Source organism: Ancylobacter sp. VNQ12, from assembly GCF_049445835.1.
Lineage (GTDB): Bacteria > Pseudomonadota > Alphaproteobacteria > Rhizobiales > Xanthobacteraceae > Ancylobacter.
Genome location: NZ_JBMSDU010000001.1, coordinates 117923 through 137859, shown reverse-complemented (window position 1 = coordinate 137859; position 19937 = coordinate 117923). Strand labels below are relative to the sequence as shown.

Genomic DNA, 19937 nt, shown 5'->3' with positions numbered 1-19937 from the left:
GCCCTCAGTCACCAGAATGGGCGGAGTGTGTCCCTCCGGGCCAGGTTTGAAAACGCCCATTCTTGTCTATCATGTAGAAACAAAAGTTATGGGCTGAGGTGTGAAATCATGCGCTTACGCAGTGTCGAAGCTTTGCATGCTCTGTTTCGGACAGGGGCAATTTCGCGTGCCGCGCGCCTTCTCGGCATTTCGCAACCGGCGGCCAGCAAACTGGTGCGTCATGCCGAGCAGCAGCTTGGCTTTGCCCTGTTCGAGAGGGTCAAGGGTCGCCTCGTGCCAACACGCGAGGCCGAGATTCTGGCGCCGGAAATCGAGAAGCTGTTCCGGCAACTGGAACACGTGCAGCGCCTGGGACAGAATCTGGGGCCCGAACGGCAGGGACGCATTCGGCTGGGCTGCATTCCCAGTCTGGCGCTTTCCATCGTGCCTTCAGCCATCCATGCGTTGCAGCAGGTCCATCCGCAGGTGCGCTACGAAGTTCTGACGCAGCACACCAACGAACTCGTTGAAGGCATTCTGGCGCAGGATATCGACATAGCGCTCGCCTATGACCACCCCCCTTCGGCGGGCATCCGGATCGAGAAGCTGTGCCGGGGACACATGGTGTTCATCCAGCCCGCCCCCGGCGCCGAAGAGGTTCGCCTGGAGGATTTGTCGCGCGTTCCGATGATCGGCCTCGCCTCGGAGGATCCGCTTGGCCGTCTGTTGCGCCAGAAACTCAATGCGGAGGGCATCAGCCTCGCACCGCAGATCGAGGTACAGACCTATTATCTGGCCTGCGCGCTGGTGGCGAAGGGCTGTGGCGCTTCCGTCGTGGACATGTTCACGGCGCTGTCCTTGATGACAAGCAACATTGCCGTGGCCCAGCTGCGCCCGGCAATCCATTTCGACGTCGTGGCGCTCAGCAACGAACTGCGTCCGTTGCCACGCCATTGCGTGGACTTCATCGCGGAAGTCCGGCGCCAGTGCAGAGCGGCATTGGCGCAGACGGGCCAACCGGCAGCGCGTGTGAACCGTTCAGGTTCCGCCGGCGGGTCCAACTCTTGAGCAAATGGCGACCCGCGCCGCATCCGCCCAGGCAAGGATCGCGTTCGAGGTGAACTCGCTACCATTATACCGCACGATGGCCGACGGCTCCCCGGAATGATCGAGCGCCCCCGAGCGGCCGTCTGCGCCATTAGAACTTGGTGCCGCCGCTGAAGCGGAAAGCCTGCGTCTGGTCATAGTCTTCCTTGGTCAGAACCCAGGCATAGTCGAAGCGCAGCGGGCCGAAGGGGGACTTCCAGATCAGGCTGACGCCGACCGACGAGCGCACGGAGTCGCTGTCGGCGACGCAGACATTGGCATAGCCCTGCGTCTTCGAGCCCGAGATGGCCGAGCAGTTCGTCAGGTTGTCCTCCCAACCCGACACATTCTCGAACGTCGTCCCCCCCTCATAGCTCCACAGCGAGCCAGCATCCGCGAAGATCGCCGCCTTCAGGCCCATTTCCTTCGGCAGGAAGGTGAGCGGGAACTGCAGTTCCGCCGACGTGCCCCAGTAGAGCGTGCCGCCCAGCGCATCCGCGTCGGAGCTGTCGCACACCCCGTCGCTACAGCCGGAGGCGAGGTCGCGTGGGCCGATGCCGTTCGATTCGAAACCGCGCACGAGGTCCGGTCCCTTGAAGAAATTGTCCAGGATGCGCAGGTCCTCGCCGCCCCAGGAGGTAACGTTGCCGGCCTGACCGCGCAGCATGAGAGTCACGTCGCCATAAACCGGGAAGTAGAAGCGCGAATCGAAGGTCGAGCGGATATAGTTCACGTCACCGCCGACGCCGGCAAAATCCTGCTTCAGTTCGAGCAGGTAGCCATTGCTCGGGTCCGTATTGCTGTCGAGCATGTTGTAGGACAGCGTATAACCGATCGCCGAGGTCAGTGCCGGATCGCCGTCCACCTCGAGCAGCGCCCAGGACGGCGTGCCGTAATCGGCGATCGTATCGTCGTCGATCGTAATCTCCTTCTGGTAGAGGCTGTAGCGCAGACCCAGCGTGAACTCGTCCGTCAGCGGCAGCGAGACACGCAGCGTGCCGCCGGCCGTCGAGGTGTCATACGGGCTGGATGAGGTTGCGGTGGTTTGTTTCCAGTAGAGATCGAAGCCGGCCGCGACGCGATAGCCGAGGAAATAGGGTTCGGTGAAGTTGAAGTCAGCGCCCTGCGTGTCCTCGCCGAGCGAGCCGGCAAGCCGCACATACTGGCCGCGGCCGAGGAAGTTCTTCTCCGCGACCGCCACTTCGCCGATGAAGCCGTCCGCGGTCGAATAGCCGCCGGAGACGGAGAACTCGCCCGTCGGCTGATCCTCGACCTGCACCACGAGCACCACCCGGTCCGGCGCCGTGCCCGGCTCGGTGGAGATCTTCACATCCTTGAAGTAGCCGAGATTGCGCAGCCGGCGCTCGGCGCGATCGATCAGCACGCGGTTATAGGCATCGCCCTCGGCGAGATCGAACTCGCGGCGGATGACCCAGTCGCGGGTGCGGGTATTGCCGCGGATGTCGATGCGCTCGACATAGACGCGCGGCCCTTCCTCGACCGCGAAGACCAGCGAGATGGTGCGGTTCTGCATGTCGCGGTCGCCGCGCGGACGCACCTGGGCGAAGGCATAGCCCGCCTTCGACACCTCGATCGTCGCATTCTCGACCGACTTCTCGACCAGCTCGGCGTTGTAGATCTGGCCCTTCTGCACACGCAGCGCGGCGCGGATCGCGGCCGGATCGACATCCTTGATGCCGGACACCACCTCGACGGAACCGACGCTGTATTGCGGACCCTCGTCGACCACATAGGTCAGGATGAACCCTTCCTTCTGGCGGTCGAGGTCGGCGGTGACGGAAATGATGCGGAAATCCGCATAGCCGTGCTTCAGGTAGAAGCGTCGCAGCAGCTCCTGGTCGGAATTGATGCGGTCGACATCATAGACGTCGGTGTTCTTCAGCCAGGACAGCCAGTTCGTCTCGGTGGTGGTCAGCTCTTCCTTGAGCTTGCCCGCCGAGAACGCCTTGTTGCCGACGAACTTGATCTCGGCGATGCCGAGCTTGTCGCCCTCGTTGATCTCGAAGACCAGATCGACGCGGCCCTGGCCACGCTCGATGATCTTGGGCTCGACGCGCACGTCGTAGCGGCCGGAGCGGCGATAAAGCTCGATGATGCGCTGGGTGTCGGCCTGCACGGTGGTCTTGGAGAACGGCGCACGCGCCTTGGACTGCACCTCGCTGGCGAGCTGCTCGTCCTTGAGCTTGCGGTTGCCCTCGAAGGCGACGCGGTTGACCACCTCGTTCTCGGTGACCGTCACCACGGTGCGCCCGCCGCGATTGCTGATGGTGACGTCGGAGAACAGCCCGGTGGCGTACAGCGCCTTGAGCGCCTCGTCGATCTTCGCGGGCGTCAGCCGCTCGCCCGGCTGGGTCTGGAAATAGGAGCGGATGGTCTCCGCATCAACGCGCCGATTCCCCTCGACGATGATGGATGGCTCTTTTTGCGAAGCCAGCCCTTTAGCGCTCAATGAAGCAGTACCAGCACCCCACAGTATTACGGAACACAACGCAAATAACGCAAACCCAATCCTGACAGAAAAGCAGAACACCGCGCGATAACTTGTCGACTTCATTTTACACCACTCAGTGCGTTCTTTTCTGTTTCCGTATGCGTATACAATTCTATCATTCAATATTTATATATTTTTAATTATAATTATGATTAAACCAATATTGGTCGAATTATGAATAATATATCATCTAACATAACACTATAAATCACACTTAATATTATATAATCGAACATTAAAAGTGATTCAAGGCGATTTTGCTGCTGTCACATGTCCGAATATTTCCAAAACTAGCTATTTTTCATACATGATTTCTGGACGTTGATGCTTCGAGCCAACGGTCATCGCGTAGCCATCTTCAAAGCCGCGCAGTAGTTCGACATCTGCCCCAACCTGTTCACGCAATGGCGCAGCCAACGTCTTCGGCTCCGAGGCAACGTCCGAGGCAGCAGCACCCACGACAGCGCGAAGGCGCTGAATGCAACCGTCGGAGAGTCTGGCGCTGGGGCGATTTGGTCCGGGCCGCCCGGCACGGTCGAGATGGTGAGCGCAAGCCGGCCCTGATGCGCGCAATCCAGCGGCCGCATCTGGCCCCCCCCCCCCTTCGCCGGCGGCCGGATGTTGCAGGAGGCCTCTCGATGCCGAGGGTCATAGCGATAGCGGGACGTCTTCTGTCGCCATTCTGATGACGCGCATGGGGATCGAGACGCTCTGTCGCAGACCAAGGACCTGTAGATATAAGCGGCTGAGGCGCTGGTCGACGGGTGAAGTCTTGGGTCAGCGCCCCAGCCATACCCGATGAAGTTGCGCTTTCATCAGGCATTTATAATCTAGCCCAGAACTATATCCCCTGGTGTTACAACTCACTGCTGTCAGGTTTCTTTATATTTCCGAGTCGCTCGGCCGGACATCTCATCCGGAAGGGGCGTCGGCATGAGACAAATCCTCTGCCCCATGGCGAGCGTCGTCGCCGAGCCGGCGCGACCGTCCGAAGCCGGCTCCTCTACGCATGGCCCTGTTGTCCTGCGCCTCATAGAGCGCAGAGACGAGCGGGATGGCGGGAGGGGAGCGAACTCAAAGGCGGATGGCGGCTCGCGGGTGTCGCGGAGGAACTTCAGCGCTGCCTTGCGCACCACCCAGCGTGCCCATACGACGCCGGAGGTCATGAACGGCGACTATGTGACGGGAGAGACAGACGTCATCCTGATCGTCACCGCCCGCAGCATGAAGGATCACGAGACCTTAACCCGCAAATTCTTCCATGAGAATCCCGACATAAATGGGCTCAACATCATGGTCATCATGGTGTGCGTGAAGGACGGCTTCGCCATTCCGGCCAAATTAGACGGGATTTTATGTAAGGAATAATGCCATTTTCTCTTCGTACCTACCTTCACCATATTCGTGTAGATAATATAAATATCAGTTTCTGTAGAACTAAATTATATAGGCCGAGGCATTTCTTACTTCACCCCGAACGCCTAGCGGCCGGCGCCTGACCAGGCGGAAGCCCGATAAATCTGCGGACAGACGGAAAGCTTGCCGCCCTTTTCGGGTCCACCACGCTTCATAAACCCGCCAAGGTTCAGTCGCCCGAACAGCCGTGTCCTTGACGGCCTATGTTCACCGGTTTCCTATGGTAAGGAAATCGAGCAACCTTTCTCATCAGCACCATCTGCGGGCCCTCATGGTGGAAAGCGCAAACGCCGGTTCCCCGGCAGCCGTTACAGCCGTGCCGCGGGTTCGGCATGTCGTCATGGACACGGCGGGGCTCACCCAGAAGGAGGCGATCGCGGCCTGGCAGGAAAGCATCGGCGTCCTCTACGACGTCCGCCTGCGCAACAAGACCGACCGCTTCAATTTCGGTGCAGACGCCTTTCACCTCGGCGACATCGTGCTCACCGGATATCGTTGCGTGGCCCACAGCTTCGACCGCACGCCGGCTCGGATCGGCCGGGACGGGCTCGACCACGTCACGCTCCAGCTTTGCGTCAAGGGAAGCCACGGACGGCGCGAGGGCGGATCCCATGATCGAGCCGATCCGGGGGATTTCATCATCGCCGATCTGGCCCAGGCGCAGGCGACCGCGACGACGGCGGATTTCGACAGCCTCAACCTGACCATACCGCGCCGCCTGCTGGCGCCTTTGCTCAGGGCGCCGGACGAGCAGAATTTGCGCCTTATCCGGGGCGATGCGCCGCTCGCCGCGCTGCTGCGCAATCATCTCAGCGGCCTTTACGCCGGCGCCGGCGATATGAGCCTCGATGAGGCGGAGACGATCGTCCGGCCGACGATCGAGCTCGCCGCCGCGGCGCTCAATGCCGCGGTGACGGAGGAGAACGCAGCCGCCGTCCAGCTCGCGCTGACCGGACAGATCGCCCGCTACATCGACGAACGCCTCCTCGATCCGAGCCTGACCGGCGAGGCGCTCGCGGCAACCTTCGGCATCTCGACCCGCAAGCTCTATTATCTGTTCGAGGCGCATGGCGGCGTGGCGTCCTACATTACGCGGGGAAGACTCCAGCAGGCGAGGCAGATGCTCGCCGATCCCGCCCAACAGAGCAGGAGCATCGCCGACATCGCCGAACTTCACGGTTTCGCCTACCGCACGAATTTCGTTCGTGCGTTTCGCAAGCTGTTCGGCGTCACCCCGCGCGAAGTGCGTGCGCATGCCGCCGAGGGGCGCCGCTTGCTCGAACATCCCGGCGACGACACCACAATGTGGCACTGGATCCGCCAACTCAGGTGAGACGGACCGTCGGATCGGGGCATTCTATCTTTGCAACTCGATTCGAGAGTCGATCTGCAGTTTAGCTTGAATTTACCTGCGTAGTCGCTGCATTTGCACTGTCGGATACGGATCCTGCGGCCCTGGATACATTTACGTCCGGCACCTTTCATTTCCTTGCAAATCTGAAGATGCCCAACCCAAAGTCGCCCTGCATTGCCGGGTCGACAGGTTTCCGGAGGGACGCCGCGTGCTTCGCACCTGCGAAGTGGGGGCGCCTCTTCCGCCCTTCCCCTGCGATGCAATAGCGTTTCGGGGGTTTCTATGACGTCGACGATGCGGGGTTTTCGGACAGGGCAGACGGAGGGCGGCCATGAGTTCCGGCCATCCTCGCGGCGGGAGGATCCCGCAGCCGGCTGGCTTTCGCGATATCCACGGCGCCACGGCACGCTGCTGGCGACAACCGCTGTCCTCGCCCTGGTCTATGCCTCACCCGTCGGCGCGCAGACCGCCTGGACCGGCACCAACTCGGACAACTGGTTCGATCCCGGCAACTGGAGTGCCGGCCTGCCCGACAATGCCACCGACGCCGAGATCGACACCATCGCCATCAATGCGCCGGCAGTCTTCGCCATCGGCGCCAACGCACGCGACCTCACCGTCGGCAACAGCGCGGTCGGCTCGCTGCTGGTGGAGAACAGCGGCGTGTTGCTGACCACCACCGGCTATATCGGCCGGGGCCTCGGCTCGGCCGGCTCGGTCACCGTAACCGGCACGGATTCGACCTGGGCGAACACCGGCAACTTCTATGTCGGCGATCAGGGCAGCGGCCTGTTGCTGATCACCAATGGCGGCGAGGTCATCAGCAATGATTCCTTCGTCGGCAATGTCGGCTTCGGCACCGCGACGGTCACCGGGACAGGTTCGACCTGGAACGTCACCGATCCCCTGATCGTCGGCAATTTCGGCAGCGGCACGGTCAATGTCGACAGCGGCGGCACCGTGAACTCGGAACGGGTCACCGTCGGCGCCGCCAGCGGATCGCAAGGCATCCTCGACATCAGCGGCGGCACGACGAGCTGGATCGCCTCCAGCGAATTCATCGTCGGCGAGGAAGGCAGCGGCTCCGTGACGGTCTCCGACGGCGCCACGGTGGAATCGCAGACGCTCGTCGTGGGCTTCGAGCCGACCGGCTTCGGCCAGGTGACGCTTACCGGTCCGGGCACGAGCTGGACCACGACGGCCAGCACCGGAATCGGCGGCGACGGTGTCGGCCATCTGCGCATCGAGGCCGGGGCGGCACTCAACACGGTCGGCTTGTCTCTCGGCACCGGCACGGGGATCGTAACCGGTGCGGGTTCGAGCCTTGCGGCGAGCAGCAATGTCTATGTCGGCGCCGGTGGCGAGAGCGCACTGACCGTAGCCGACGGCGCCAGCGTGACCAGCGAAGGGGCGACGATCGCGCTCGGCGGCACCGGCGTCGCGACCGTGACCGGCGGCGCCAGCTGGACGAACGGCACGACCTTCACCGTCGGGCACTCCGGCCTCGGCACGCTCAACGTCACCGAGGGCGGCACGGTGAACACGCTGGATTCGCTCCTCGGCCGCTTCAGCGCCGGCGTCGGCATCCTAAATGTCGCGGGCGAAGGTTCGAGCTTCTTCAACACCGGCAATATGGGCATCGGCGACGAGGGCACCGGTGCGCTGTCGATCTCCGCCGGCGGCAGGGTGGAGGCGCAGAGCGTCCTTCTCGGCATGGAGGCGAACTCGGGCGGCAGCGCGTCCATCAGCGGCGCCGGCTCCTCGCTGATCAGCCACGAATTCCTGCTCGTCGGCCTCGAAGGCAATGCGGCGATGTTCGTCGAGAATGGCGGGCAGGTGAATTCGGTGGTGGCGGGCATCGGTGCCTCGACCGGCGGCCTCGGCGAGGTGACGGTTTCCGGCGCCAGCTGGGTGAACAGCGGCGATCTCCTCATCGGCGCCGACGGCACCGGCGTGCTCACTATCTCCGGGGGCGGCCGGGTCGAGGTCGGCGGCATCACCGAGATCGCCGCGGGAGCGGGCTCGTCGGGCACGCTGAACATCGGTGCGGCGGAAGGGCAGGCGGCGACAGCGCCGGGCACGCTGGCGGCGGGCGCGATCATGTTCGGCCCCGGCACCGGTGGCATCGTCTTCAACCACAGCTCGACCGATTATCAGTTCGCCGCCGGCATCACCGGCACGGGAACCATCGACATCTTCTCCGGCACGACGACGCTGAGCGGCAATTCGGGGGGCTTCACCGGCACGACGAGCGTCGACGGCGGCACGCTCGCCGTGACCGGCACCCTCGGCGGCACGCTGGAGGTTCTCGCTGGCCGCCTGCAGGGAACCGGCACGGTCGGCACGACGACCATCGCCGGCGGCGCCGTCGTCGCCCCCGGAAATTCCATCGGCACGCTGAATGTTGCCGGCAACGCGACATTGGCAGCCGGCAGCGTCTACGAGGTCGAACTTGACCCGACCAGCAGCGATGGCGACCTCATCCACGCCACCGGCACCGTCACGATCAGTGGCGGCACGGTGCAGCATATCGGCCTTGCCGGCGCCTACAGCCCCTTGCGGACCTACACCATCGTCACCGCCGATGGCGGTGTGGACGGTGCGTTCGCGACGGTGGCGTCCGACTTCGCCTTTCTCGATCCGACGCTGAGCTACGATCCCAACAACGTCTATCTCACGCTCATCCGCAACGACGTCGATTTCGGCGCCGTCGGCCTGACCCCCAACCAGATCGCCACCGGCTACGGCGCCGAAAGCCTGGGTCTGGGCAATCCGGTCTACGATGCCGTCCTCAGCCTGCCGGCAGCGGAGGCGCGCTATGCCTTCGACCAGCTTTCCGGCGAGATCCATGCTTCGGCAAGGAGCGCGCTGATCGACGACAGCCGCTTCGTCCGCGAAGCGGCGTTCGACCGCCTCCGCGCGGCACTGGACAGCGTCGGCGCCTCGGCCTCGCCGGTAATGGCCTATGGCGAGGGCGGGGTCCAGTCCGCCGAGCCGACCACCGATCGCTTCGCCATCTGGGGCCAGGGCTTCGGCGCCTGGGGCCACATCGATGGCGATGGCAACGCCGCACGCCTCGACAGTTCGACCGGCGGCTTCTTCATCGGGGCCGACGCACCGATCTTCGAAACCTGGCGGCTCGGCATTCTCGCCGGCTACAGCCGAACGAGTTTCGACGTCGACGAGCGGGCCTCGTCGGGCAGCAGCGACAATTTTCCCCTGGGCCTCTACGCCGGTACGCAGTGGGGCGACCTCGGCTTCCGCTCCGGCCTCGCCTACAGCTGGCACCAGATCGACACCAGCCGTTCCGTGGTCTTTCCAGGCTTCGGCGAGAGCCTGAAGAGCAGCTATGACGCCGCGACCTTTCAGGCCTTCGGCGAGTTCGGCTATCGTATCGATGTGCACGCCGTGGCGCTGGAGCCTTTCGCCAACCTCGCCTATGTGAGCTTCGACAGCGACGGTTTCACCGAGCAATGGGGGGCGGCAGCGCTCCAATCCGGTAGCCAGACCACGGACACGACTTTCACCACCCTCGGCCTACGCGTGGCGACCGATCTCGACGTCAGCGGCGTCCCGGCGACGCTGCGCGGCACGCTCGGCTGGCGCCACGCCTTCGGCGACACCACGCCGGTCGCGACGCTGGCCTTTGCCGGCGGCGACCCCTTCACCATTGCCGGCGTGCCGATCGCCCGCGATGCAGCCGTCCTCGAGGCAGGTCTCGACGTCGACCTGTCTGCGCAGGCGAGGCTCGGCATCGCTTATAACGGCCAGCTCGCTTCCGACGCCCAGCAGAACAGCTTCAAGGCCGATCTGACGGTCAGGTTCTGAGCACTATTCGAGCGAGGGCCCCCTCCCCGCCGCCCGCACGTCCGATGGCGTCAACCCGTAGCGCGCCTTGAACCGGCGATAGAAGGTCGACGGCTCGACCAGCCCTGTGCCGAATGCGATGTCGGCGATCTGCTGGCCGGCGAAACGTGGATCTTCCAGGCGACGACGCACCATCGCGAGGCGCTGGTCGGTGACGTAGTCGGACAGGCTGCAGCCGGTCTCGGCGAAAAGGCGGCGGATATAACGAGGGGTCATCCCCATGTGACGTCCCACCGTTTCCGCGGAGAGACGGACATTCGACAGATTCTCCGCGATATGCTGCTTGATCGCGCGAAGCCGCGCCGCCCGTACACCTCGGCCGGCAACGATCTCCTCGACCTCTCGTGTCGTGCCCAGCGCGGCCGCCAGAAGATCCGAGATATGTTGCGAGACCAACGCCGCCAGTTGTGGCGTGAGCGGCGTCCGGCTTGCCGCATGGACATAATCGAAAAGCAGTCGCGCCTCGGGAGTGTCGGGCCGAAGGGCATCAGGTGCGATATCGCCGATATGCCTCACCAGCGGCTCCAGCAAGCGTCGATTGAGCTGGATGCAAACCGTCCAATCGCCGTCCTGCGCCTCGGCTTGCCACCGCATGTCGAGCGGCATGATGCAGGGGGCGCCGGGAAGCGTTTCGACCGTGGTTCCGCCTTTGCTCCGGAACCGCCAGCCACTGGCTATCCAGGAGACGGCCAGATCGTCATTGCCGTCCGACATCAGCGCCTCGGTACGCTCCCAAGCCATGGGTGCCACTGAAGCGCGCGTCACGCTCATGCCCGGCAACATTGTCGTCGTCGTGTCGAAACGCAGTTCGCTGTCGCCCAGCGGCTCAAGATCGAGCCGCATGCAAATACGTCCGTAGTAATCACGTATCAGTTCCTCCCGATCGCGCGCCTTGATGTCGCCGGTCGATATGGAAACGCGCGCGCCATCGGCCGCCATGGCACCAGATCCCTCGGGTAATTACGTGTCATCGAGATTACATGAATTTCTCCGTCCCGTAATCAGCCGAGCTCCCCTACAGCGAGATTAATGTTCCGCTTGTGCAATACGCAAATATTACAAACGTCGCATTCTGGCGCGCGTGAGACGTCAATACTCATCTGAGATTGCCGTCAAATTCGGAGGAAATAATGCGCAAAACAGTCATTTTCGCCCTTGCAGTGGCGAGTATCGGTGGATCGATACTTGTTCCAACGCAATCTTTTGCCGCCTACACGTGCATGAATCCGGCCATTTGCCGCGCCGTGTGCGGCGCCCCGACATGCGGCCAGTTCACAGCGCGGGATGCGGATATGCGCGCGCTGGACGCGCCCGCAGCCAAACTGGCGGCCACACCGGGCAAGCCCGCCGCGGGAAAGACGTATACCTGCATGAACCCGGCGATATGTCGCGCGGTATGCGGCAGCTCCACCTGCGGCACGCCCTGACGGCACACAAGGTGCCCACTGCGCGCCGGGAAGACTTTGGCGAACCGCTCCTTTGGTCCGCCTGTCAATCTCAGGCGAGAAGCGACTCGGCCTGACGGCGGTCAGCGCTCTTGGCCGCCGTCATTCCGACGCTGCGTAAGCGTCGTCGGGCCTCCCGCAGATGGCGCGCGAAGATGCCGGCTAAATGGCGCCAAGGGAGCGCCGGAGCCAGAAACTGGCCTGCTACCCAGCAGCGGGCGCCCGGCCCGAGACGAGGCCCATTTCAGCTGAGGCCGAACGTCCTCCTCAGCCCCTTCTCGACGGGCCCGGCGGGCATGAAACGGCGCAGCTTGGCGAGGAGGGACGCCTCCCCCTTCGGCGTGTGGCGCATCTTCCAGCCGCCCAGCGCGGCGCGCATGATCGTGTCGGCGACGGCATCGGGCGCGGGGGCCTTCTGAACGTTCTTCTGGATCGCTCGCGAAACGAGGGCGCGCTCCTTTCCATAGGCGACAATGGTGGAGGCCGCCTGCGGCGCGTTCAGATCGAGGTTGGTCTTGGTGAAGGACGGTTCGACCAGCGTCACGCGGATGCCGAACGGACGCACTTCGTGATCCAAGGTTTCGGACAACCCCTCGACGGCATGTTTGGACGCCGCATAAAGCGCCATGTAGGGCGCGGGCAGAAAGCCCAGCACCGAGCTGACATTGACGATGCGGCCGGAGCGCTGCTCGCGCATGTGAGGCAGCACGGCCTTGATCGTGCGAAGGAGGCCGAAAAGGTTGGTGTCGAAGAGCGTCTGGGCCTCCGAGATCGAGGTCTCCTCGGTCGCGCCAAGCAGGGTCACGCCCGCGCTGTTGACGAGCACGTCGATGCGCCCGTCCTGCGCGATGATGGTCTGAATGCCGCGATCAATCGATGCCTCGTCGCGGACGTCCATCTCGACGAGCGTCACGCCGGGAATGGCTTGAGCTTTGGCTGGGTTACGAACGGTGCCATAGACGCGGCAGCCCGCTTCCGCGAATTTCAGCGCGGTGGCGCGGCCGATGCCGGATGAGACCCCGGTGATGAGCACGATTTTCGCGGTCGACATGATCGTTCCTTCGTTCATTGCTTTGAGATGAGAGCGCTTGAAGGCTCTCATTCGGCGGCCAGGGCCGGATGCGCTGCGGGACCGTGCGCGACGTCCGCGTGCACCTCGTCGGCCGTGGGCTTGATGCGGAACCAGGCGGCGTAGAGTGCGGGGAGGAACAGCAGGATCAGCGCCGTGCCGACGGCGGTGCCGCCGATCAGCGTGTAGGCCATCGATCCCCAGAACACGGAGTGCGTCAGCGGGATGAAGGCCAGCACCGCCGCCAGCGCAGTGAGGATCACCGGCCGCGTCCGCTGGACGGTTGCCTCGATGACGGCATGATAGTCGTCGAGCCCCGCCGCTTTGTTCTCCTTGATCTGCTCCGTCAGGATCAGCGTGTTGCGCATGAGGATGCCGGCGAGCCCGATCAGCCCGAGAATGGCGTTGAAGCCGAAGGGCTGATTGAACAGCAGCAATGTCGGCACCACGCCGGCGAGGCCGAGCGGAGCCGTCATCATCACCATCGTCATCGTCGACAGGCTGCGGACCTGCAGGATGATGACGATGAGCATCGCGGCGATCATCAGAGGGAAGATCTTGACCAGCGCGACGTTGGCCTTGAGGGACTCCTCGATATTCCCGGCCATTTCGATGCGGTAGCCGACCGGCAGCGAGGCGATCAGCGGCTGGAGCGCCTGCATCACCTGCTGGGAGACCTCCGGCGGCTGCGTGGCTTCGTTGACATCGGCACGGACCGTGACGACCGGCGTGCGGTCGCGGCGCTTGAGGATCGGCTCTTCGAACCGGATCTCGGAGCGCCCGATCTGATCGAGCGGAACCTGTCGGCCGTCCCGGCTCATCAGCGAGAAGTCGGCAAGCCGCGCCGGATCGAGCCGGTTGTCGCCGGCACTGCGCGCCACCACGGGCACGTTGCGGATGTTTTCGCGCACCTGCGTGACGGTGAGGCCGGTCAGAAGCAGTTGCATCTGCTGGGCGGCCTCGGTGGGCGACAGGCCGATCAGGTTGAGCCGGTCCTGGTCGGGGACAAAGCGCAGCACGGGCGAGCGGTTGCCCCAGTCGCGATTGGCCTGCCGGACGTCCGGCACGCCGCTCATGAGGGCAAGGGCCTTCTCGGAGATGCGGTACAGTTCCGCCGGATCAGGGCCCATGATGCGGAACTCAACCGGGAACGGCGTATAGGGGCCGAAGACGAGCTGCGTGACCCGGACGAAGGCTTCGGGAGCGAGCCCGCCAGCGATGGCCGCGCGCAGCTGATGCTTCAGTTCCTCGCGGGCCTCTGCGTCCGGCGTCAGCACCACGATCTTGGCGAAGGACGGATCGGGCAGCTCCGGCGCCATGGCGAAGAAGAAGCGCGGAGCGCCCTGGCCGATATAGCTGGTGACGATCTTCGCCTCGGGGCGCTCCTTCAGCCAGCGTTCGACTTTCTCCACAGCAGCGGTGGTGGTCTCGATGCTGGTGCCTTCCGGCATACGCACCTCGACCAGGACTTCGGGACGATCCGAGGTCGGGAAGAACTGCTGCTTGACCGCTCCCATGCCCATCACGGAGAGGGCCATGGCGACGCCCACCACGGCACAGGTCAGGAATTTGTGCCGCACGGTGAATTTGATCGCCGCGCGCAGGCGTCGGTAGTTGGGCGTATTATAGATGGCGTGGTGGCCGCCCTCGATCGGCTTGATGGCGGGAAGCATCTTCACGCCGAGATAAGGCGTGAAGACCACGGCGACGATCCACGAGACGATCAGCGCGAAGCCGACCACCCAGAAGATGTTGCCGGCATACTCCCCTGCAGCCGAGGCGGCAAAGCCGACCGGCATCAGGCCGATAATCGTCACCAGCGTGCCCGAGAGCATCGGCGCCGCCGTATGGCTCCAGGCGTAGGCCGCCGCCTGGATGCGGTCCATGCCTTCTTCCATCTTCACCACCATCACCTCGATGGCGATGATGGCGTCGTCCACCAGCAGGCCGAGCGCCAGGATCAGCGCGCCCAGCGTGATGCGGTCGAAGAAGCGGCCGGTCTCCAGCATGATGAGGAAGACGACGGCCAGCGTCAGCGGCACCGCGAGCGCCACGACGATGCCGACGCGCCAGCCGAGGGCGACGAGGCTCACGAACAGCACGACGCCGAGCGCCATGACAAATTTCAGCATGAACTCGCCGACCGCCGCGTCGATGTTCACGGCCTGATCGCTGACCTTGGCGAGCGTCATGCCGAGCGGCAGCGTGGCGGCGATCGCGCTGGAGCGGGCCTCCAACGCCTTGCCGAGCTCCAGCCCGTTCCAGCCCTGCTGCATCACCGCCGCCAGCATGATGGCGGGTTCGCCATCATGGCGGATGATGTAGGTTTCGGGGTCCTGATAGCCGCGACGCACCTCGGCGACATCGGACAGTTTGAGCGTCCGGCCACCGGCCACGATCGGCGTGTTGGCGATGGCCTCGATGCTGTCATAGGCCCCATCGAAACGGATGAAGACCTGCGGGCCGCGCGTATCGATGGAGCCGGCGGGGGTCACGGTGTTCTGCCGCTGAAGGGCGCTCGCAATGTCCTGCGCCGACACGCCGAGCGTCGCCAGCTTGGCGTAGGAGAACTCGACGAAGATCTGCTCGGGCCGCTCGCCCAGAATATTGATCTTCTTGACGCCGGGGACGTGCAGGAGGTCCTGCCGTATGACCTCCGCCTGCCGCGCCAGCTCGCGCATGGGCATGCCCTTCGCCTTCAGGGCGTAGAGGGCAAAACTCACATCGGAAAACTCGTCGTTGACGAAGGGGCCGAGCACGCCGGGCGGGAGATTGCGCGCCTCGTCACCGAGCTTCTTGCGCGCCTGATAGAACTCCTCCTCGACCGCCGAGGGGGGCGTATTGTCCTTGAGCGTCACGGTCAGAAAGGCGAAGCCGGGACGGGCGATGGTCTCGACCCGGTCATACCAGGTCAGCTCCTGAATGCGCTTTTCCAGCGGCTCGGCGACGAGGTCCTGCATCTCGCGGGCGGTGGCGCCCGGCCATGCCACCGTGACCGTCATCGTCTTGATGGTGAAGGAGGGGTCTTCCGCTCGCCCGAGCTTGACGAAGGCGTAGACGCCCGCTGCCGCCAGAAGGACGATGAAGAACAGCGTGACCGCCCGTTCGCGGACCGCGAGAGCCGAGAGATTGAAACTCATTGGGCTCTCCCCTCGACCACGGCCGCCGTTCGGACGGGTGCCCCGTCCTTCAGGAGATGTGCGCCCAGCGCCACGACTTCCGTGCCGAGCTCGACACCGGTGACGGTGGCCTCTTCCCCGCCGAACCGTTTGATCTGGACGGGGACGAAGCGCACGGTGGACGAGGAGCGTTCGAGCACCCACACGCCGGTGCGTGCGCCATCGTCCAGCACCGCGCCAACGGGGACGGTCACGGCTGTTTGGTTCGCGCCACTGGCGATGGTGATCGTGACCGTCGAGCCGAGCGGCGCCGAAGCGGCTGGGCCGTCGAGCACGTAGCGCGCCTCATAGGTGCGCGTCTGGGCATCGGCGGCGTCGGAAATCTGCCGCAGGCGTGCCGTGCTGGGCTCGGCATTGCTGCCGTAGACGCTGGCTCTGGCCTGCGACCCCAAGGCCGGACGGATCGTTTCGGGAAGCGCCACCACGGCTTCGCGCGGCCCGGCATGGGCCAGCTGAACCACGGTCTGGCCGGCGGCAACGACCTGCCCGGGTTCGCCGAGGGTGGCAACAACGGTGCCGTCCGCGCCGGCCGTCAACGTGGAATAGGTCGCCTCGTTTTCGGCAACGTCGGCATCCGCCTCCGCCGAGTCGAGCTGCGCCTGCGCGGTGTCGAGCGCGGCCTTGGCCTGCTCGTAACGCTGAGGCGTCGCGGCAAGTCCGCCTTTCACAAGCGCGGCGTAGCGCTTCTCATCCGCGCTCGCCTGGACCAGCACGGCGCGGGCGGCGGCCACGGCGTTGCGCTTGGCCGTGAGGGCGAGGCGCAGATCGGTGTCGTCGATCCGCATCAAGGCCTGGCCCGCCTTGACGGTCTGGCCGACATCGACCAGCCGCTCGACGATCTTGCCCGGCACCCGGAAGCCGACATTGCTTTGCACCCGCGCCTCGATGAGGCCGGTGAAACCACGCTCGACGCCCTTCACCGGCGCTGCCGTCGCCACGCGAACGAGCGGGGCTTCCTGCCGGGGGTCGTTCGCAGGTCCTGCGTGGGGCGAGGAGAGTGACAACACGACGGCGGAGCCGACGCCGGCCACCACGATCAAACCACCTGCCAGCACGAGAACGGGCTTCTTCTTCATGTCCGCCGCCCTATCAAATTAGATTGCATTTGAACTCTATATCCGATATAGAAATCGAACGCAATCTAATTTGAGGAGGTCAGCCATGCGCGTCAGTCGCGTTCAGGCGGAGGAAAACCGGCAGACGGTGATCAATGTGGCGAGCCGTCTCTTCCGGGAGCACGGCTTTGATGGCATCGGGCTGAAGGACCTGATGGCCGGCGCCGGCATGACCCAGGGCGCCTTCTACAAGCAGTTCGACTCCAAGGAGGATCTGGCGGTCCAGGCGTCCCGCCGTGCCCTGGAGGAGGCCCTGGGTCGCTGGTCCGCCGCCGCCGCCTCCAGGCCCGACAATCCGCTCGCCGCCGCAGTCGACTTCTATCTCAGCGAGGATCACTGCGCCCAAAGGTCGGATGGCTGTCCGGTCGTCGCTCTCGGCTCGGACGCGGCCCGACAGGGGCCGGAGGTGCGCGCTTCCTTTGAGGCCGGCTTCAAGGAGCATCTCGCCCTGGTCGCCGGCTGGATCGGCGGGGCGGATCGCGGCGAGGCGGAGAGCAAGGCCATGGCCATTCTCTCCACCATGGTGGGCGCCGTGCTGCTCGCGCGCGCCGTCAACGACGAGGAGATGTCAAAGCAGTTCCTGCAGGCAGCCGCCGGCAGCGTCATGGCTCAGGCCGCTGCGGCTCCTCTCGATGCCAAGCCACGGCAATAATGGGGACGACAGGCAGAAGAGGCCGCTAATGACAAAAGCAACATTGCAGCGGTTGTTCTCGAAGACCATCTGGCGGGGCTGGCTTGAGACGCTACGCCAATGGGAACAGGCGATGGATTACGACGAAGTCGACCTGCTTGAGAGCCGCGTCCGGAAGCTCGAACAGCAGGTCTCCGAACTACGGTCGAAGGTCGGGCAAGCGTAGCGGCATTGCTTCTGACAACGCCATGGCCACAAGCCTCCGCGGCTTGGCAAGCTTATGTCATGAGAGGGCAAAGCAAAGCCCAGTCGTGCTCACAGCACGCTTGGTGTGGCGCGACAGGCGGGGCGGAGTTGTGATGTCGCCCTCGGGCAGGCTTGGCGGCGAAGCCACGATGCCGCTGCATCTGCACGCTCGGGCGCGCCCCGCCTCAGTCGCGGAAATAATCCGGCCAGCGGGCACGCAGGTCAGGCGTGAAGGCCAGCGACTTCGACAGATGCTCGCGCAGCGCGCCCTGCGCCGCCGACACATCGCCCGAGGCGATTCCCGCCACGATCGCGCGATGATCGGCAATCACCTGCGATGCCTTGCCCGGCATCGGCAGGTGGAGCCGGCGGATGCGGTCGATGTGGCCGGAATAGCGGCGGGTCATCGTCCAGAGCTCCGACACGCCGACCGTCTCGAAGAAGATGCGGTGAAATTCGCGGTCGGCGTTCTCGAAGCCCGGCAGGTCGCCGCGGGCGAGCAGCGCGGCCTGGACGTCGATCACCGTCTCTAGCCGCCGCACCACCTCCGTGCGCTCCTCCATCAGGGCGATGGTGCGCACCGCTTCCTGCTCGACGGAGCGGCGCAGGAAATGTGCCTGCCGCGCAAGCTTCAGGTCGATGGGGCTCACCACCGTGGCGTGCTGCGGGAAGATCTCGACCAGCGATTCTTCCTGCAGCTTCAAGAGCGCGTCGCGCACCGGCGTGGAGGAGAAGCCGAACAGGTCCTGTAACTCGATGCGCGAGATCAGCGTTCCGGGCGGCAACTCCAGCGCGATGATTCGCTCGCGCAGATAGTCGAAGACCTGCGGCGCCGCGTGGCGGGAGGGGTCGCGCGTGGGGCGCGGGCGGTTGGGGCTGTCCATGCCGGCACCATAGCGCAAAACCGAGTTGACGCCACTGATGCATTAGTGCTTCAGTGGTGTGCCCATAAGGGTCAACCCCGCAAAGTCGGGGATCGGAGGAGACCATGCGCCAACGCCAAACCGGCGCCGGCTCCTGCCCCATGCGTCATTCGACGCGACAGGAGGAACCATGTCCCATCTCAAGATTGCTCCGCTGGCGCTGGTAGCGGCGCTGTGCGCCGGCTTCGCCGCCGCCCCGGCGCTGGCCCAGTCCTTTCCCGAGCGGCCGGTGACGGTCGTGGTGCCGTTTCCGCCCGGCGGCGCCTCGGACAGCACGGCGCGCCTGCTGCTGCCCAAGATGCAGGAAAAGCTCGGCCAGCCGCTGGTGGTCGACAACCGCCCGGGCGCCAATGGCGCCACGGGTGCGCAGCATGTGAAGAATTCGCCCGCCGACGGCTATACGTTGCTGGTTGGCTCGATCGGCGTCTTCGCCATCAATCCCGCGCTCAACCCCAAGCTCGGCTATGCACCGGGCACGGATTTCGACCTCGTCACCGTGGCGGTACGCACGCCGAACGTGCTGGTCGCCAACCCGAACTTCCCGGCCAATACGGTGCAGGAACTGGTGGCGTATCTGAAGAAGAACCCGGACAAGGTGACGTTTGCCACCTCCGGTGCCGGATCGTCGGACCATTTGACGGCCGCGCTGTTCTGGCAGCAGACCGGCACCACCGGCATCCATGTGCCGTACAAGGGCGGCGGCCCGGCCATCGCCGATCTCATCGCCGGCCATTCCGACGTATCGTTCCAGAACCTCGGGGCGGTCGCGAGCCACATCAAGGCCGGCAAGCTGAAGGTGCTCGGCGTCACCGCCGCGGAGCGCAACCCGGTGCTGCCGGACGTGCCGACCATGAAGGAGGCTGGCGTCGATGGGCTCGACGTCTATTCCTGGCAGGCGGCCGCGGCTCCGAAAGGGTTGCCGCCCGAGGTGAGCAAGAAAGTGGTCGACGCCTTCGCGGCGGCGCTCGCCGATCCGGCAGTCAGGAGCAAGTTCAACGATCTCGGCTTCCAGATCGTTGCCAACACGCCCGAGCAGTTCGCCGCTTTCCAGAAGGCGGAGGAGGAACGCTGGCGCCGGGTCGTGGCCGACGGAAAGATAGCCACCCAGTGATCGC

Annotated in this window: 15 protein-coding genes; 8 read left to right on the top strand and 7 right to left on the bottom strand. The window is 64.6% G+C overall.

All coding sequences use genetic code 11. The annotated features are described in order from the left end of the window. Positions 1-108: 108 nt before the first annotated feature. Entirely contained in the window at positions 109-1047 is a 939-nt protein-coding gene (locus ACO2RV_RS00605; protein WP_423288720.1) for a LysR family transcriptional regulator, read from the top strand. A gap of 130 nt (positions 1048-1177) precedes the next feature. Here ACO2RV_RS00605 and bamA read toward each other — a convergent pair whose 3' ends face one another. Together bamA and ACO2RV_RS00595 are read right to left on the bottom strand one after the other, a co-directional pair. After that, positions 1178-3535 (bottom strand): outer membrane protein assembly factor BamA, encoded by a 2358-nt coding sequence (gene bamA, locus ACO2RV_RS00600; RefSeq protein ID WP_423288718.1) that lies wholly within the window; start codon positions 3533-3535, stop codon positions 1178-1180. A 336-nt stretch (positions 3536-3871) separates the two neighbouring features. Next, positions 3872-3994, bottom strand: coding sequence for a hypothetical protein (locus ACO2RV_RS00595; protein ID WP_423288716.1), 123 nt, complete (start codon positions 3992-3994; stop codon positions 3872-3874). Positions 3995-4531: 537 nt separating this feature from the next. Here ACO2RV_RS00595 and ACO2RV_RS00590 point away from each other — a divergent pair. From ACO2RV_RS00590 to ACO2RV_RS00580, 3 genes are all read left to right on the top strand, one after another. Further along, the gene (locus ACO2RV_RS00590; RefSeq protein WP_423288714.1) at positions 4532-4945 is read left to right on the top strand and encodes an Lrp/AsnC ligand binding domain-containing protein; all 414 of its coding nucleotides are present in this window, start codon (positions 4532-4534) and stop codon (positions 4943-4945) included. 388 nt (positions 4946-5333) lie between these two features. Then, complete coding sequence (locus ACO2RV_RS00585) at positions 5334-6326, top strand: helix-turn-helix domain-containing protein (RefSeq protein WP_423288712.1); 993 nt, start codon at positions 5334-5336, stop codon at positions 6324-6326. 315 nt (positions 6327-6641) lie between these two features. After that, the gene (locus ACO2RV_RS00580; protein ID WP_423288710.1) at positions 6642-10175 is read left to right on the top strand and encodes an autotransporter domain-containing protein; all 3534 of its coding nucleotides are present in this window, start codon (positions 6642-6644) and stop codon (positions 10173-10175) included. A gap of 3 nt (positions 10176-10178) precedes the next feature. Here ACO2RV_RS00580 and ACO2RV_RS00575 read toward each other — a convergent pair whose 3' ends face one another. Then, complete coding sequence (locus ACO2RV_RS00575; protein WP_423288708.1) at positions 10179-11153, bottom strand: AraC family transcriptional regulator; 975 nt, start codon at positions 11151-11153, stop codon at positions 10179-10181. 191 nt (positions 11154-11344) lie between these two features. Between ACO2RV_RS00575 and ACO2RV_RS00570 the strand changes: the two genes are divergently transcribed. Beyond that, positions 11345-11641 (top strand): hypothetical protein, encoded by a 297-nt coding sequence (locus ACO2RV_RS00570; RefSeq protein ID WP_423288706.1) that lies wholly within the window; start codon positions 11345-11347, stop codon positions 11639-11641. 262 nt (positions 11642-11903) lie between these two features. Here the strand turns inward: ACO2RV_RS00570 and ACO2RV_RS00565 are convergent, their stop codons facing one another. Genes ACO2RV_RS00565 through ACO2RV_RS00555 form a run of 3 tightly spaced genes read right to left on the bottom strand, consistent with a single transcriptional unit; the run spans position 11904 to position 16983 of the window. Then, positions 11904-12710, bottom strand: a complete 807-nt coding sequence (locus tag ACO2RV_RS00565) for an oxidoreductase (protein ID WP_423288704.1) — start codon at positions 12708-12710, stop codon at positions 11904-11906. A gap of 47 nt (positions 12711-12757) precedes the next feature. Beyond that, complete coding sequence (locus ACO2RV_RS00560) at positions 12758-15868, bottom strand: efflux RND transporter permease subunit (RefSeq protein WP_423288702.1); 3111 nt, start codon at positions 15866-15868, stop codon at positions 12758-12760. Continuing rightward, on the bottom strand, positions 15865-16983 hold the full coding sequence (locus ACO2RV_RS00555; protein ID WP_423288700.1) for an efflux RND transporter periplasmic adaptor subunit: 1119 nt from the start codon (positions 16981-16983) through the stop codon (positions 15865-15867). The genes ACO2RV_RS00560 and ACO2RV_RS00555 overlap by 4 nt, the downstream gene beginning before the upstream one ends. An 85-nt stretch (positions 16984-17068) precedes the next feature. Between ACO2RV_RS00555 and ACO2RV_RS00550 the strand changes: the two genes are divergently transcribed. Together ACO2RV_RS00550 and ACO2RV_RS00545 are read left to right on the top strand one after the other, a co-directional pair. Further along, on the top strand, positions 17069-17674 hold the full coding sequence (locus ACO2RV_RS00550; protein ID WP_423288698.1) for a TetR/AcrR family transcriptional regulator: 606 nt from the start codon (positions 17069-17071) through the stop codon (positions 17672-17674). Positions 17675-17702: 28 nt separating this feature from the next. Continuing rightward, positions 17703-17879: a hypothetical protein gene (locus tag ACO2RV_RS00545; protein ID WP_423288696.1), complete on the top strand. Its 177-nt coding sequence runs from the start codon at positions 17703-17705 to the stop codon at positions 17877-17879. A gap of 205 nt (positions 17880-18084) precedes the next feature. Here ACO2RV_RS00545 and ACO2RV_RS00540 read toward each other — a convergent pair whose 3' ends face one another. Further along, positions 18085-18783, bottom strand: a complete 699-nt coding sequence (locus ACO2RV_RS00540; RefSeq protein WP_423288694.1) for a GntR family transcriptional regulator — start codon at positions 18781-18783, stop codon at positions 18085-18087. 169 nt (positions 18784-18952) lie between these two features. Between ACO2RV_RS00540 and ACO2RV_RS00535 the strand changes: the two genes are divergently transcribed. Next, positions 18953-19933 (top strand): Bug family tripartite tricarboxylate transporter substrate binding protein, encoded by a 981-nt coding sequence (locus tag ACO2RV_RS00535; protein WP_423288692.1) that lies wholly within the window; start codon positions 18953-18955, stop codon positions 19931-19933. Positions 19934-19937: the final 4 nt, after the last annotated feature.

What these genes read in the sequence shown, in the direction of transcription:
- ACO2RV_RS00605 (WP_423288720.1), top strand. Translation starts at nt 109, where the DNA reads ATGCGCTTACGCAGTGTCGAAGCTTTGCATGCTCTGTTTCGGACAGGG.
- ACO2RV_RS00560 (WP_423288702.1), bottom strand. Translation starts at nt 15,868, where the DNA reads ATGAGTTTCAATCTCTCGGCTCTCGCGGTCCGCGAACGGGCGGTCACG.
- ACO2RV_RS00575 (WP_423288708.1), bottom strand. Translation starts at nt 11,153, where the DNA reads ATGGCGGCCGATGGCGCGCGCGTTTCCATATCGACCGGCGACATCAAG.
- ACO2RV_RS00550 (WP_423288698.1), top strand. Translation starts at nt 17,069, where the DNA reads ATGCGCGTCAGTCGCGTTCAGGCGGAGGAAAACCGGCAGACGGTGATC.
- ACO2RV_RS00565 (WP_423288704.1), bottom strand. Translation starts at nt 12,710, where the DNA reads ATGTCGACCGCGAAAATCGTGCTCATCACCGGGGTCTCATCCGGCATC.
- ACO2RV_RS00580 (WP_423288710.1), top strand. Translation starts at nt 6,642, where the DNA reads ATGCGGGGTTTTCGGACAGGGCAGACGGAGGGCGGCCATGAGTTCCGG.
- ACO2RV_RS00535 (WP_423288692.1), top strand. Translation starts at nt 18,953, where the DNA reads ATGTCCCATCTCAAGATTGCTCCGCTGGCGCTGGTAGCGGCGCTGTGC.
- ACO2RV_RS00545 (WP_423288696.1), top strand. Translation starts at nt 17,703, where the DNA reads ATGACAAAAGCAACATTGCAGCGGTTGTTCTCGAAGACCATCTGGCGG.
- ACO2RV_RS00590 (WP_423288714.1), top strand. Translation starts at nt 4,532, where the DNA reads ATGGCGAGCGTCGTCGCCGAGCCGGCGCGACCGTCCGAAGCCGGCTCC.
- ACO2RV_RS00540 (WP_423288694.1), bottom strand. Translation starts at nt 18,783, where the DNA reads ATGGACAGCCCCAACCGCCCGCGCCCCACGCGCGACCCCTCCCGCCAC.
- ACO2RV_RS00585 (WP_423288712.1), top strand. Translation starts at nt 5,334, where the DNA reads ATGGACACGGCGGGGCTCACCCAGAAGGAGGCGATCGCGGCCTGGCAG.
- ACO2RV_RS00555 (WP_423288700.1), bottom strand. Translation starts at nt 16,983, where the DNA reads ATGAAGAAGAAGCCCGTTCTCGTGCTGGCAGGTGGTTTGATCGTGGTG.
- ACO2RV_RS00570 (WP_423288706.1), top strand. Translation starts at nt 11,345, where the DNA reads ATGCGCAAAACAGTCATTTTCGCCCTTGCAGTGGCGAGTATCGGTGGA.